The organism is Flavobacterium cutihirudinis, assembly GCF_003385895.1.
Taxonomy (GTDB): domain Bacteria; phylum Bacteroidota; class Bacteroidia; order Flavobacteriales; family Flavobacteriaceae; genus Flavobacterium; species Flavobacterium cutihirudinis.
The window spans coordinates 982,957-998,648 of the sequence record NZ_QRDQ01000008.1; the positions used below are offsets into that span (position 1 = coordinate 982,957).

The 15,692-nt window shown below is 32.5% G+C and carries 12 protein-coding genes; 9 read left to right on the top strand and 3 right to left on the bottom strand.

The features are described 5' to 3' along the window. Positions 1-4: 4 nt before the first annotated feature. The 4 genes from BD847_RS09975 (at position 5) to BD847_RS09990 (ending at position 4,439) form a co-directional block, all read left to right on the top strand. Positions 5-199 carry a hypothetical protein gene (locus BD847_RS09975; protein ID WP_115888355.1) on the top strand — a complete coding sequence of 65 codons (195 nt, stop codon included), beginning with the start codon at positions 5-7 and terminating at the stop codon, positions 197-199. 3 nt (positions 200-202) lie between these two features. Then, positions 203-1,462: a hemolysin family protein gene (locus BD847_RS09980; protein WP_115888117.1), complete on the top strand. Its 1,260-nt coding sequence runs from the start codon at positions 203-205 to the stop codon at positions 1,460-1,462. Positions 1,463-1,570: 108 nt separating this feature from the next. Next, a complete protein-coding gene (locus tag BD847_RS09985) occupies positions 1,571-3,670 on the top strand; it encodes a peptidylprolyl isomerase (protein WP_115888118.1) in 2,100 nt (699 codons plus the stop codon). A gap of 325 nt (positions 3,671-3,995) precedes the next feature. Continuing rightward, on the top strand, positions 3,996-4,439 hold the full coding sequence (locus BD847_RS09990; protein WP_115888119.1) for a hypothetical protein: 444 nt from the start codon (positions 3,996-3,998) through the stop codon (positions 4,437-4,439). A gap of 6 nt (positions 4,440-4,445) precedes the next feature. On the opposite strand, the gene BD847_RS09995 is transcribed toward BD847_RS09990, so the two are convergent. Together BD847_RS09995 and BD847_RS10000 are read right to left on the bottom strand one after the other, a co-directional pair. Next, the gene (locus BD847_RS09995) at positions 4,446-5,354 is read right to left on the bottom strand and encodes a GYDIA family GHMP kinase (RefSeq protein WP_115888120.1); all 909 of its coding nucleotides are present in this window, start codon (positions 5,352-5,354) and stop codon (positions 4,446-4,448) included. Between the two features lie 106 nt (positions 5,355-5,460). Continuing rightward, positions 5,461-6,774 carry a hydroxymethylglutaryl-CoA reductase, degradative gene (locus BD847_RS10000; RefSeq protein WP_115888121.1) on the bottom strand — a complete coding sequence of 438 codons (1,314 nt, stop codon included), beginning with the start codon at positions 6,772-6,774 and terminating at the stop codon, positions 5,461-5,463. A gap of 180 nt (positions 6,775-6,954) precedes the next feature. Here BD847_RS10000 and BD847_RS10005 point away from each other — a divergent pair, with 180 nt between their 5' ends. The 5 genes from BD847_RS10005 (at position 6,955) to BD847_RS10025 (ending at position 13,616) form a co-directional block, all read left to right on the top strand. Further along, positions 6,955-9,126, top strand: coding sequence for a S9 family peptidase (locus tag BD847_RS10005; protein ID WP_115888122.1), 2,172 nt, complete (start codon positions 6,955-6,957; stop codon positions 9,124-9,126). Positions 9,127-9,162: 36 nt separating this feature from the next. Next, positions 9,163-10,839, top strand: coding sequence for a peptide MFS transporter (locus BD847_RS10010; RefSeq protein ID WP_115888123.1), 1,677 nt, complete (start codon positions 9,163-9,165; stop codon positions 10,837-10,839). Positions 10,840-10,935: 96 nt separating this feature from the next. Then, positions 10,936-12,420 carry a peptide MFS transporter gene (locus tag BD847_RS10015; protein WP_115888124.1) on the top strand — a complete coding sequence of 495 codons (1,485 nt, stop codon included), beginning with the start codon at positions 10,936-10,938 and terminating at the stop codon, positions 12,418-12,420. A gap of 52 nt (positions 12,421-12,472) precedes the next feature. Next, entirely contained in the window at positions 12,473-12,940 is a 468-nt protein-coding gene (locus BD847_RS10020; RefSeq protein ID WP_115888125.1) for a thioredoxin family protein, read from the top strand. 220 nt (positions 12,941-13,160) lie between these two features. Further along, the gene (locus tag BD847_RS10025; RefSeq protein WP_115888126.1) at positions 13,161-13,616 is read left to right on the top strand and encodes a thioredoxin domain-containing protein; all 456 of its coding nucleotides are present in this window, start codon (positions 13,161-13,163) and stop codon (positions 13,614-13,616) included. 21 nt (positions 13,617-13,637) lie between these two features. Here BD847_RS10025 and BD847_RS10030 read toward each other — a convergent pair whose 3' ends face one another. Beyond that, entirely contained in the window at positions 13,638-15,671 is a 2,034-nt protein-coding gene (locus BD847_RS10030; protein WP_115888127.1) for a ComEC/Rec2 family competence protein, read from the bottom strand. Positions 15,672-15,692: the final 21 nt, after the last annotated feature.

The following is a 15,692-nucleotide window of genomic DNA, read 5'->3' on the forward strand; positions in this document are numbered from 1 at the left end:
TATTATGAGTTATTTAAAATATACACAATACGTTTACATCTTGTTTGCTGTCTACTTTATCTATGACGGAGTAACAAAATTAAACGAAAACAACGAAGGTTATCCGCTAAGTTTTGTAATCGCGGGAATGGCAATTTTTATGTTTTTCTTTAGAAGAAGATTTGTCAAGAGATTTGACGACCGTAACAAAAAACAGTAAAAAATGGAAATTAGTATTATAATACTATGTTTAATACTATCAGCCTTTTTTTCGGGAATGGAAATAGCTTTTATTTCCTCCAATAAAATTTATCTTGAGATAGAAAAGAAACAAGAAAACTTTCTATCAAAAATCCTCGTTAAACTTACCGGAAATCCCTCCAAGTTTATAGCTGCAATGCTTATTGGTAACAATGTAGCATTGGTTGTTTATGGGTTTTACATGGGCGATTTAATCCTAAGTTGTATTGTAAACTTAGGATTTCATTTTTCTAGCCTTACCAGTTTGGTTATTCAGACTGCTTTGTCCACCTTTATTGTTTTGCTTACTGCGGAGTTTTTGCCGAAGGTGTTTTTTCAGATCTATGCCAATTCGCTGATTAAGTTTTTTGCTCTGCCGGCGTATCTTTTTTATCGTCTGTTCTATTATATATCGACCTTTTTTATTTGGATTTCAGATTTCGTTTTGCGAAAATTCTTTAAGACCGAAGGCGATCAGGTTCAGCTGTATTTTAGCAAAATTGAACTTGGAAATTATATAACAGAGCAAATGAATGCTGTTGAAGATGACGAGGAAGTCGATTCTGAAATTCAGATTTTTCAAAATGCATTAGAATTTTCGGGTGTAAAAGCACGCGATATTATGACACCGAGAACAGAAATTGTAGATATTGATTTGTTTCAGACTGTTACGGAGCTTAAGGATCTTTTCATAGAAACGGGTTATTCTAAAATTGTGGTAAGTCAGAATTCGCTTGACGATATTGTGGGTTATGTGCACTCATTTGATTTGTTTAAAAAACCAAAAACGATAAAATCAGTATTGATGACAGTTGAGTTTGTTCCTGAAACAATTTTGATTAAAGACGCTTTGAATCTTTTGATCAAAAAAAGGAAAAACGTTGCTGTTGTTCTGGATGAATATGGCGGGACTTCCGGAATTATTACCATAGAAGATATTGTCGAAGAGCTCTTTGGAGAGATAGAAGATGAGCACGATTTAGACGAAGAATTAATTGAACAAGAACTAGGTGAGGGTAAGTATTTGTTTTCTACTAGATTAGATGTTGAGTATTTGAATGAAACCTACAAATTGGATATTCCGGAGGAAGATTCATATGGGACTTTAGGTGGTTTTATTGTGAATTCTACGAAGGAAATCCCGCAAAAAGGTGACAAAATCGTGATTGACAAGTTTAGTTTCATCATAGAAGAGGCTACAAATAAGAAAATAGAATTGGTAAAAATGACTATAAAAGAGTGATTTTTTTTAATTATTAAAAAAATTGTTGAAAATAAAACGCTAGTTGTATTGTTATTAACTAGATAATTGTATTTTCGCAAACTGAATATAAAATTAACGATAATAAAAATGGCAGTTTTAGCAAAAATTAGACAGCGTTCCGCTTTATTGATAGGAGTTATTGCACTTGCATTATTTGCATTTATAATACAAGATCTATTTACAAGAGGAACATTTAGTCAAAGTTCAAAAGATGTAGGAAGCATCGATGGAAAAGATATTTCATTTGAAGACTTTAGAGTTAAAGTTAGTAATGTTGAAAAAAGTGGACAAGGAATTACTTCCACTGAAGCTGCAAACAGAGTTTGGGATCAAGAAGTTTCAGTCGCTTTATTATCTGCGCAGTTTGATAAATTAGGATTAAGAGTTGGAGAAAAACACTTAATCGAAGTTTTGAAAACAGATCCAAATATTGGTAAAAACCCAATGTTCTTAAATGCAGCAGGAATCTTTGATATTGCAAAGTTTAAAGAATACTTCAAATCAAATCCTGAAGCTGCTCAGTACATTTCAAGCAAAGAAAAAGATGCTGAATTGAATGCTAAGTATCAAATCTATAATACATTAATCAAATCTGGACTTTACACTACTGCTAGTGAAGGAAAGTTGAAGTATGAAATGGAAGCTAACAAAGTAAACTTTAGTTATGCTGCAGCATTATACTCTTCTATTAAAGATAGTGATGTTAAAATTTCTGATTCAGAGATTGTTGATTATATGAAGAAAAACGAGAAAAAATTCAAAGCAGATGAAACTCGTGAAATTCAATACGTTTTAGTAGAAGATAAAGCTTCAAAAGAAGACGAAGCTGAAATTAAAGCTAAAATCACTGGATTATTAAACGGTAGTGTTGTATACAATGCTAAAACTGGTAAAAATGATACTTTAGCTGGTTTTAAAAATGCTACAAACATTGCTGAATTTGTAAACTCAAATTCTGATGTTCCTTACGATTCAACGTATGTTCCTAAAAATGCTTTGCCAGCTGTTGATGCTGACAAATTATTCAGCTTGCCTGCTGGAGCGATTTACGGACCATATGTTTACGGAAAATACTTTGCAATCTCTAAATCTTTAGGATTTAAAGCTGGAGTAAATGCAAAAGCAAGTCACATCTTAATTGCTTATGATGGATCTCAAACACCAAATGCTAAAGAAAAAAGAACTAAAGAAGAAGCTAAAGCTAAAGCTGAAGAAATTTTAGCGCAAGTTCAGGCTAATCCAGATAGTTTCATGATGCTTGCTTTTACAAGTTCTGATGATTCATCTGCACAACAAGGTGGTGATTTAGGGTATTTTGGTCAAGGCCAAATGGTAAAACCATTCAATGATTTTGTATTCAACAACGGAATTGGAAAAGTTGGATTGGTTGAAACTCCATTCGGTTTCCACGTTATCAAAATTACTGATAAACAAGATGGAATTCGTTTAGCTACTATCGCTCAAAAAATTGAGCCTTCTGAAGCTACTTCTGATAAAGTATTTACATTGGCAACTAAATTCGAAATGGATGCTGCTGATAAAGATTTTGCTGCTACAGCAAAAGAATTAGGATTAAAAATCGCTGCTCCGGTAACGGCTAAAGCTATGGATGAAGCGTTTGGTCCTCTAGGAAACCAACGTAACATCGTAAGATGGGCATTCGATAAAGAAACTAAAATTGGAGACGTAAAACGTTTTGAATTGGCAAATATCGGACACGTAATTGCACAATACAAAAGCGAAAACAAATCAGGTTTAGTATCTGTTAGTTTGGCTAGACCATATGTTGAGTCTATCTTGAAAAACAAGAAAAAAGCTGAAATCTTAAAAGCTAAATTCAACGGTTCAACTATCGAAGCTCTTGCTAAAAGCGCTGGTGTAGCGGTTCAACAGGCAACAGATGTAACTATGGATAATCCAGTTTTACCTGGTGGAGTTGGACAAGAGCCTAAAGTTGTTGGAAATGCATTTGCACTTGCTGCAAACAAAGTTTCTGCTCCAATTGAAGGAAATACTGGAGTATATGTTGTTAAAAACATTAGTACAGTAAAAGCACCTGCAATTGCTAATCACGCTGAGTATGTTGCTAAAGTAAAAGCTCAAAGTGCGTCTGACGGAACCAGAATTTTACCAGCGTTGAAAAACAATGCTAAAATTGAAGATAACAGATTGCAATTTAACTACTAGTTTTTAGTTAAGTAAAAAATATAAAAGCCGAAACATTTAGATGTTTCGGCTTTTTTTATTTCTATGATTTTCTGTTTAAAATCGGTTTTAAAAGAGGAAGGTTGATGAAATTAGTATTGCCTATAAATTGGAGTTTGTAATATTGTTCGTTCTTTTTCTGTGCGTTATATAGGAATAATAGGAATATGATTAAATAATTTTGCTTATTGAAATTATTACATTTAATTTGTTAAAATTTTTAGTAAAACAAAATAAATTTAGATTTCCTTTGTGTTTAAAAATAGTGAATAAAAAATGAGTATATATCTTAATAATCAGATGTTTAATGTTTCTTTCGTTTAATATTTTTAAAAGAAAACCTAGGGTTTATTCCAAAATAGAGAATCATATTTATGGAATAATAATTGAGCTTTTAAAAGTAAGCAGTACAGACATCAATGTTGATGAGTTGGGTGGAAAATACTATTTAAGTAATGAAGAGCAACACTTTAAAGTGACGATCTTAAGTAACGATTATGTTATTCGCTTAACAAATACACGTGATTCTGTAGCTGAAAAGTATGATAAAGTATTTGTTGAAGATGTTTTAAGAGCTGTAAAAGAAGAAAAACATCGTAGAATGGAATTGGTTTACGATTCTATTAACAACAGCATTGAAAAAATGGCTGAACGACTTCATAATGCGCTTATTGAATCCAATGAATTGGAAAGTCAAAAAATTCGCCATCTGCAATCAAATCCAATTGAGGATAAAATAGCAAATTCTTAAGGTGTTTTATAGGATCATCTCTTCATAAGTTAGCATAGTTTCATATCCTTTTGACTGAAAATAAGCCTTTGGATTTTCTTCTGACAATACCATCACAAAATCACCACCCCAGGCACCCAAGCTTTTAATTGTACCATTGAAATCAGGAAAAGCGATTTCTTTGATCGTGCTAATTTCAAGTATGTTGCTCAAATGGTTTTCATGTCTTTCAACTGCAAATGCAAACTCTTTTAGTGTCTTAGCGTGTAAAATTGCGTTGGTGATTTTGTTGTTTTCGGCAACACTTTTGGTTAGATTCTGATCTTTGTGCTTATTGTATGCGTGAATTGCAGTTTTGCTATTTTGTTTCTTATTAAGGTAAACAAAGAAAATATTCTTTGTAAAATCCGGATTAAAAGTTACAGGCTGAACGCTGTTATTTTCGATTTTATAAAGAATTGGAGTGTCGTTTTGCGCACATGCAATATCATAACCGCTTCCGCCAAAACTATTTTTAAGCAAAGTAAAAGCATTGATTTTTGCCCACTGCGCTACATTATTAATCAATGTTGATGAAGTTCCTAAACCCCAGTTTCTTGGAAAAGTAAGGTTTGTAGTTATTTTATACCCTTCTGAATTGTCTATAAAATCAGGGTTTAACAAGTATGCTTCATGCAGAATATTAATCAAGGTTGTTTTTACAGTTTCAATTTCGGAAGCATTATTATTTATAATTTCATCAAATGAAATCGTATTTTCAAACCAAAGCGTATTATCATAATCATAGCTTTTCCAGTCAATAGTTTTGTCTTTTGTGTTTTCGACAACTAAATTCTGTCCAAATTTTGTTGGTAGTGCAAAGGCGTCTGCACCATCTAAAACTAAATATTCTCCAGAGATGAAAAGTTTTCCGTTGCTATAAAAGGTTGTTGACATACTTCAATTTTTAGATAAATTCCAATATTTCAAACTCCAAATTCCAATTTTAGTTGGGATTTGGAATTTTATTTGAGGCTTAAATTTTTGGAATTTTTTACTTATTTTATTTTCTTAAATTTTCGATAAACTCAACTACGGCGCTATGCGAAACGGCAGTTTTCTTAAAATGAGTTTTTATTAAATGGCGTTCTTCATCAGTTGCTTCAAACTGATTAATGATATTGTTTAAGTGCATTTTCATATGACCTTCCTGAATTCCTGTTGTAGTTAGGGAACGCAATGCTGCAAAATTTTGTGCCAGACCGGCAACAGCAGTAATTTCCATTAATTCTGTTGCTGAAGGTTTTTGAAGTATTTCTAAACACAATTTCACCAAGGGATGCAAAGATGTTAATCCGCCAACTGTTCCTAAAGCTAATGGAATTTCCATCCAAAAAGAAAAAATTCCGTTTTCGATTTTTGCATGCGACAAACTTGAATATTGGCCATTTCTTGAAGCATAAGCGTGAACTCCGGCCTCGATAGCTCTAAAGTCGTTTCCAGTTGCTAAAACTACAGCATCAACGCCGTTCATGATTCCTTTATTGTGCGTTACGGCTCTGAATGGCTCAATTTCGGCAATTTGAACAGCTTGAACAAAACGCTCCGCAAATTCATGAGGATTTGTAATATGTTTTTCGGATAAATCTTCAATTGGGCAAGAAACTTCGGCTCTTACAAGACAATGCGGTACATAATTAGATAAAATACTCATAATTACTTCCAGCTTATCATCTGCAGAAAATAATTGAGCATTGTGAAATTCCTCTTTTAATGTAGAAGCAAATTGTTCCAAACAAGAATTGATAAAATTGGCACCCATGCTGTCTTTGGTTTCAAATGTGGCATGAAGTTGAAAGTAATTTTCAAGTAAATTTCTTTTGTCTTTCAGCTGAATATCCAAAATACCGCCGCCGCGCTGTTGCATGTTTTTGGTAATGCTTTGGGTTTCAGAGAAAAATTTTGGTTTTATAACCTGAAAAAAAGATTGTAATTTTTCGGCGTCACCATTAAAAGTAAAATGCACTTGGCCAATTTTTTCGGTATTGATTATTGTGGTTTTAAAACCTCCGCGTGTTGACCAGAATTTTGCTGCTTTTGATGCCGCTGCAACTACAGAACTTTCCTCAATTGCCATCGGAATAGTTTTGTATTTTCCGTTTATCAAAAAATTAGGAGCAACTCCTAGTGGAATATATAGGTTTGAAATGGTATTTTCGATGAATTCGTCATGCAGTTGTTGGAGCTTTTCGTCTGAATTCCAGTAATTTCTTATAATATTTAGTGCTTCTTCAGGAGTCGAAAAATATTCATTGGCAATCCAGTTGATTTTTTCTTTTTTGGATAATTTAGAAAATCCGGCAACAGCGTTGTTCATTCTCAGTATATTAAATAATATTGTTGGAGCAAAGATACTATTTTAAGAGTTTTCTTTGCAATCTATTTGCGAGATGAAACTACGCAATCGTTATTTTTTTTAACATTTAACACTTAAAATGTGTATTATGTTTATTTTTTTTACTAAAATTGGGCTCTTTTTATATTTAAAATAATTCTAATGAATACAAGTAAAATTACTGTTGTACTTTTATTTTTAGTGGCAACGGTTTTTGGCCAACAAAAAATAACTGTCGAGAACATTTATGGTGGCGCATTTCGTGCAAAGGGGATGGATGAGCTGCAATCTTTAAAAAACACAAATCAATACACTGTTTTAAATGTTGATCAAGCAAATGGAAGTATGCAGATTGATTTGTATGATTTTGCAACCCTTAAAAAAGTATCAAATCTAATTGATACGAAAAACCACTCAGCACTTGCAGACGGGATCGATAGCTATACTTTTGATGCTTCAGAGAAAAAAATCTTAATTGCTTCTCATTCTAACAAAATTTTCCGTCACTCTTTTACAGCAGATTATTTCTTATACGATATCGCTTCAAAATCTTTGGCAAAATTGGTTGATTTTCAAATTCAAGAACCAACTTTTTCTCCTGACGGAACTAAAATTGCATATGCGAGAGAGAATAATCTTTATGTATATGATGTAGCATCTAAAAAAGTTACTGCAGTTACAACAGATGGAAAGAAAAATGCTGTGATCAATGGTATTACGGACTGGGTTTATGAAGAAGAGTTTGCTTTTGTACGTGCATTCGACTGGAGTAAAGACAGTAAAAAACTAGCTTACATTCGTTTTGATGAAAGTGCTGTTCCAGAATTTTCAATGTCAATTTTCAAGAAAGATTTATATCCAACAATTGAAACTTTTAAATATCCTAAAGCAGGAGAGAAAAATTCAGTAGTTTCTTTACATATTTATGATGCTGCTGCAAATGCTACTAAAAAAGTTGATTTAGGAAATTATAATGATTTTTATATTGCGAGAATGCAATGGACAAATGATAACAATGTGTTGTCTGCTCAGGTTTTAAACCGTCATCAGGATAATCTTGATTTGTTATTTGTAGATGGAACTACAGCTGCTGCAAAAGTTGTTTTGAATGAAAAAGATAAAGCTTATGTAGATATTACTGATAATTTGACTTTCTTGAAAGACAACAGTTTTATCTGGACAAGCGAAAAAGACGGTTTTAATCATATTTATGTTTATGATAAAGCTGGAAAACTTAAAAATCAGGTTACAAAAGGAAACTGGGAAGTTGTTTCTTACTACGGTTTCGACGAAAAAACAAAAACTATTTTCTATCAGTCTACTGAAAATGGTTCTATCAACAGAGATATCTACAGAATTGGTTTAGACGGAAAAAATAAAGTACGTTTAACTTCAAAAGTGGGAACAAGTGCTGCGACTTTCAGCCCTAATTTCCAATATTTTATTACTACTTTCTCAAGTAATTTACAGCCTACAACGTATACTTTAAACGAGGCAAAATCAGGAAAAGAAATTCAGGTTATCGAAAACAATCAGGCTCTTGCTGATAAATTGAAAGCGTATAATCTTCCTGCAAAAGAATTCTTCGTTTTAAAAACTGCAAAAGGAAACGAATTGAATGCATGGATTTTAAAACCAAAAGATTTTGATCCATCTAAAAAATATCCTGTTTTCATGTACCAATATTCTGGTCCAGGATCACAGCAAGTAAACAACGATTGGAATAACAGCGATGATTACTGGTTTTTATCGCTTACACAACAAGGTTATATTGTAGCTTGTGTTGATGGAAGAGGAACTGGTTTTAAAGGTGCTGATTTCAAAAAAGTAACGCAGAAAGAATTAGGAAAATTTGAAGTTGAAGATCAAATCGACGCTGCAAAAGTAATTGGAGCTTATCCTTATGTTGATGCTTCAAGAATTGGAATCTTCGGATGGAGCTATGGTGGTTTTATGGCTTCAAACTGTATCTTTCAGGGAAACGACGTTTTCAAAATGGCAATTGCTGTAGCGCCGGTTACAAACTGGAGATTTTATGACAGTGTTTATACGGAAAGATACATGCAGACTCCACAGGAAAATGCAAGTGGTTACGACCAAAACTCTCCTATAAATCACGTTGACAAATTGAAAGGTAAGTTTTTATTGATTCACGGTTCTGGTGATGATAATGTACATGTACAGAATTCTATGCAAATGATGGAAGCTTTGATTCAGGCAAATAAACAATTTGATTCTCAAATCTATCCAGATAAAAACCACGGAATTTACGGCGGTAAAACGAGAGTTCAGCTATATAATAAAATGACTAACTTTATCAAAGAAAATCTATAAAACAACTTTATAACCTAATAACAAATACGGAATAATATGGGAGAAACTCAAGTAAAAACTGCGCATCCAAAAGGGCTTTGGGTATTGTTTGGAACGGAGATGTGGGAGAGATTCAATTTTTATGGAATGCGTGCTTTATTGACGTTATTTCTTGTGAACTCATTATTGATGAAGGAAGAAGAAGCTTCATTAATTTATGGAGGTTTCCTTGGACTTTGTTATTTAACTCCAATGTTGGGAGGATTTATTGCTGACCGCTACTTAGGAAACAGAAATTGTATCCTATTGGGAGGATTGCTGATGGCGATTGGTCAAATGCTGTTGTTTACAAGTGGAAGTGTTTTTGAATCAAACTTAGGTTTAGCAAAAACCATTATGTATACCGCGCTAGGTGTTATTGTTTTTGGTAACGGATTTTTCAAACCAAACATTTCAAGTATGGTTGGTAGTTTGTATCCTAAACAGGAAAAAACAAAATTAGATACGGCATTTACTATTTTCTACATGGGTATCAATATTGGTGCTTTTCTTGGGCAGTCAATTTGTCCTTTGTTAGGAGATGTAAAAGATGCTGGCGGAATTAGAGATATCCATGCTTTTAGATGGGGTTTCATGGCCGCTTCTGCTGCGATGCTTATTGGAACAGTTCTTTTCTACTTTTTGAAAAATAAATATGTGGTTTCTCCTGAAGGAAGACCATTAGGAGGTTTACCATCTAAAAATGTTGCCGAAGATTTTGAAGAAGGAGAAGCGCAAACAGCTAATTTTTCTGGTAAATCTTTGACAATTGCAGGTCTTGCTTTTATTGCTTTAGGATTCTTTTTCCATTATGTTGTAGGTCAGAATTTAATCTATACCTTAATTTATTCTAGTGGATTGTCATTGGCAGGTTTGATTATCTCAGATACATCTTTGACAAAAGTGGAGAGAGATAGAATCTTTGTTATTTACATCGTTTCGTTCTTTATCATTTTCTTCTGGGCTGCTTTTGAACAGGCTGGTTCTTCATTAACTTTTATTGCTGATAACCAAACGGATCGTCATTTCTTTGGTTATAATATGCCACCTTCAATGGTTCAGATTTTTAATGGAATGTTTGTTGTGGTAATGGCAGTTCCGTTTAGTATTCTTTGGGATTTCTTGAGAGCTAGAGATAAAGAACCTATTTCGCCAGTAAAATTAGCTGCAGGATTAGTAATTATCTCGATAAGTTTCTTCATGATTGCAACTCAGGTTTCTTACATTGGAACAACAGGGTTGTTATTAGTTAAATGGTTGATTTTATTATATTTCTTAAATACGTGTGCCGAGTTATGTTTGTCTCCAATTGGTTTGTCATTAGTAGGTAAATTATCTCCAAAACGTTTTGCTTCATTACTTTACGGAGTATTTTTCTTGTCTAATGCTTCAGGATATGCATTAGGAGGTACTTTAGGATCTATTTTGCCGGCTACTGGTGATAAATTTGCTAAAGCAAAAGAATTAGGAATCGATCTTCATGCGGTATTAAATAAAACAATTACACCAACTGCTGAGCAATTAGCGTTGTTGGATAAACATCAAATTAGTGCTCAAAATCCAATTTTTGCTGGATTTGAAATTCATAACTTAAACGAATTCTTTATGGTATTCGTTGTTCTTACTGGTGTTGCGGCAGTTTTATTGTTTGCGTTGACTCCATTATTGAAAAAAATGATGCACGGTGTTAGATAATTTAATTGGATAGAATAAAACAAGACATCATCTTTTGGATTATACCGAAAGATGATGTTTTTTATTTATCTACTTTTAAAAAATAGAAAATTTATAATGGAAAAGAATTTAAGTTTAGAAGAAATTCAAAATTTTGAAGGCAAATACCCAAAACAATTGTGGTATTTGTTTTTGGTTGAAATGTGGGAACGTTTTTGTTTCTACGGAATGAGAGGGGTTTTAGCAGTTTTCATGGTAGACCAATTAGGTTTGGTTGAAGGAAAAGCAAATCTTCAATATGGTGCTGTACAGGCTTTCGTTTATGCTTTTACATTTATTGGGGGAATTTTTGCTGATAAAGTTTTAGGTTTTAAAAAGTCGCTTCTTTTTGGAGGAATCGTTATGATTTTGGGGAATTTGCTTATTGCTGCAAATCCGCATGATTTCTTTTATTACGGAATAACACTTTCTATTATTGGAACAGGTTTTTTTAAGCCAAATGTTTCTTCAATGGTAGGTGAATTGTATCATGAAAATGACACACGCCGTGACGCAGGTTACGGATTGTTTTATGCGGGAATAAATATTGGCGGAATGCTAGGAGGAGCTATTCCTATTTATTTAGGGAAAAATTATTCATGGAGTTTATGCTTCCTTTCTGCTGCAATTGTTATGGTTATTGGGGTTGTAACATTTCTTTTGACTAAAAAGCATCTTGCTCCAATAGGAAATTCTCCATTAGAAAAACAGACGCCTAAAAAACGCAGTCTTTACGAAATCGCAGTTTATGCTGGTTCTATACTGGTAATTCCGCTTGTTTACATAATGGTTATAAATTCTGATTATACAGAGTATTTTATGTATACGATAGGGATTTTGGCATTAGTATATTTTATATATGAATTAATAATGATTAAAGAAGGAAAACAGCAACTTAAGCTGTTGGCAGCTTTTATCTTTATTTTTGCATATTTTATGTTCATGGCTATTTCTGAGCAATCAGGAGGTTCGCTGTCATTATTTGCAAAAGACAATTTATCAAGCAATTTGTTGTTTTTTAATATTGATCCAAACGTAGTTAATAATAGTATAAATTCGATGTATGTAATTATCTTTAGTCCACTTGTTGGATTGTTGTGGATATATATGGCGAAGCGAAAAATTGAGCCAAATACGATTATTAAATTTAGTTTGTCATTCCTTTTATTAGCGGCGGGATTCTTTATTTTTTATGCTGCAAGATTTTTTGTTAATAAAGACGGGTTAAGTTCTCTAGATGTTTTTGCTTTAGGATACCTTCTGTATACACTTGGAGAATTGTGTATTGGTCCAATCGGAATGTCTGTAATTACTAAGTTGTCTCCTAAAAGATTGTTTGGAATGATGATGGGATTATGGTTCTTGTCTAGTGCGTTTGGGCAATTTGCTGCTGGTAAATTAGGAGCTGAAATGTCAAATGCAAATACGGGAACTACTTTAATGTCTAAGTTGATTGCCTATACTGATGGTTATTATCAATTAGCTATTTATGCAGTAGTGGCTGGTGTTGCTTTCATAATTGCGATGCCGTTGATCAAAAAATTAATGCAAGAAGTAAAATAGAGATTGTTTTTCTGATTTCTTTTTTGTTTAAATTTGTTGAAAAATATAGAATATGAAAAAGTTTTATTTGATCGCTTTATTTTTTATTGGAGCTTTTACTTCTCAGGCGCAGGAACTTAAATGGTATACGGACGTTAGAGAGGCAATAACAGTGAGTAATACTACTCATAAACCAATGTTGATGTTTTTTACTGGAAGCGACTGGTGTGGTTGGTGTATTCGATTGCAGAACGAAGTTTTAAAGACAGCAGAATTCAAAAAATGGGCGACAGATAATGTTGTGTTAGTTGAGCTTGATTATCCGAGAAGAACACCGCAAACTCCTGAATTGAAAAATCAGAATAATGAATTGCAACAAGCTTTCGGGATTCAGGGATTTCCAACAATATATTTCACCAGTGCAGAGGAAAAAGAAGGAAAAGTAAATTTCAAAGGATTAGGTCAAACTGGATATGTTGCTGGTGGTCCAGCTGCATGGCTAACGGTTGCTAATGGAATTGTGAATCCGAAGAAGTCGTAAGTACTTAAAAATCATATTAATTAAAGCTCCTTGTGTATTTTGTACAAGGAGCTTTTTTTTGTTTAGTAAGAAAATTTCCTGCGAATTATGATGAAATTGTATATTTGATATTTTTTTGTTAGTAAAAAAACATATTCAATACTTTTTGTATTAATAAAAATTGGATAATTAAAATATAATGTTAATTTCGTTTCGATAATCTAACCAAAACCAATATAATATGATTAAAAAACTACTTATCCTACTGTTCTTTTTAGGTTCGTTTTTTATGCAGGCGCAGAATAATTTAGTTTGGAGAACAAACATGACTGATGCCATTGCAATAAGTAATGAACAAAGAAAACCAATGTTAATTCTATTCACTGCCTCAGGTGTACCGGAAAATCTTCAAAACGAAATATTCAAAACTCCCGATTTTGCGGTTTGGTCGCGAGACAATGTAATTCTGGTAAAACTGGATTTGTCGGACAATTCAGCGTCTGATAGTGACAAAGAACAAAATGTCAAACTAAAAAATGCTTTTGGAGTTGAAGAACTGCCTCAGGTTTGTTTTGCAAGTGCTTCAATGCGAAAAAACAAAACAACTTTTAGCGCCTTGGGTAAAATAGCGTATAAACCCGGAGGCGCGAAAGCATGGATTGCAGAATCAAATGCGCTTTTGCATCCTAGCGAATGATAAGTTTTAAATTAATTTATTTTAATTTATCTTGTAGAATCCCTTTTCGGCAATTGCATGAAAAGGGATCTTTTTTTTGCTACATGTCAATTTCCATCTTTTTTGAATGGAAATTGAATTTGACGCGTCGGCAATTACAATACTCGGATGAAGTGTTTCTAATACGCGATCCATATTTAGTTTTGGGCTTTGAGTCAGTATTAAAATATCAGGCTGAATATTGTCCCTAAATATTCCGGTACTATCAATTATGAAAATTTTTCTGCCATTATAAAATAACAGATTTTCTACTTTTTTTACTGACTCAAGATGGCTGTAATTTCCAATTAAGTAAGAGTTTAATGTGTTGTTTTTTGTGCCGTGTAAAAGAAGAGTATCATTTGTAAAAACCGTTATTTTCTGCCCGGTTCTTGAACTGATGATTGTTCTTTTCTTTGCGTTATAAACAATAAATTCATTTTGATTTTCAATTTCTCTTTTAGTGTACAAAAATGAAAACTGAACAAGAATTATTGAAATTAAAACCAAAACAAGTTTGTTGAAATTTGGTTTAAGAAACCAAATTATAGCGATAATAATCAGAAGATAAAAACTAATCAAGTAGTAAAAATTAAAACTGATATCAAGTATAACAAACGATTTAAATGAAGCAACATAATGAATAATGTAGTTGAGCAGATAAATACTTTTTTCGAAAACATTGATTATTATTTGTGGCGGAGTTATAAAAGTAGCTAAAATCATTACAATAATTCCTGCAATCATTATAAAAGCAAGAACAGGAATTATTGCAATATTGGTAACAAAAAATAATCCTGGGAACTGATGAAAGTAATACAAACAAAGCGGAAAAGCACCTATTTGTGCAGCAAATGAAACTGTCAACGCATTCCAGATATAATTTAGAAATTTGTTTTTTGGCGCCCATATTTTATTTAGAAGCGGCTGTAGCCAAAGAATGAAAAACAAAGCAATATAACTCAGTTGAAAACCAACATCAAATAAAAAGTAAGGTTCAAAAAGCAAAATAAGAAAAATGGAAACCAATAATGTATGATAAATATTTCCGCTTCTTCTTAAATGATTTCCCGTTGCGACAAAGGAAAACATAACAACAGATCGTAAAACAGAAGGTGACAATCCGGAAATTATTGCAAATAATGTAAGAGCAAGTACTATACAACTAAGTTTTATAAATGAACCTTTTCTAGTATTCGGAATTGGTTTTAGAATAAAATTAATAAACAACATAATAAATCCGACATGTAATCCCGAAACGGATAAAATATGTGTTGCTCCCGAATATTGATAATCCTGAATAATTTCGCTTGAGATTTCTTGTTGTTGTCCTAAAATCAGAGCAAGTGCAACATTCATTTCGGCGTCATTAAAATGTGCTTTTTTAAGATTTAAAATTATCCGTTGATGTAAACAATCTGAATAATACCAAATATCTTTTTTGATATTTTTATTGATGCTGATTTGAGATTTGTCGACATAAATCTGAGTAAATATTTGTCTGTCAGATAAGTATTTACTGTAATCAAATTGGTTGGGATTTTTACTTGGAGCGTTTGAAATTAATTTAGTTTCAGCTTTTAAGATGTTTCCAATTATAAGAGGTTGTAAGCTGTCTTTTGAGATGTTTACTATAATTTTTCCGGAATAATTTGTACCATTGATATTATTAATTATTGCAGTATATCGGTCATTATAGGTGTTGCTTTTAAGTTTTTCGCGTAACGTAAAAGTTATTTGTTGTGCAGATTGGAAGGCTTTTTCGCAATGTATATAATTTGTTTTTTGAAATGAATCTGTGTGAAGAAGTAGCGTTAATCCTCCGATAAAAAATGAAATAAAATAAGTGGTTACTCCAAAAAGTGGAATAGTTTTTTTGTTTCTTTTCGCTAATAGGTAAAGTATAAAAAATGCAACTATTCCTATTACGAAAGCAAAAATGGAAATTACAATATTAATTGGAGCATAATAGAAAACCAAAATACCAATAAGAAACCAAATCGTAATTTTAACCAACGGAAAATCGAATACTTTCATAAATCAAAAGTATTAAATTTT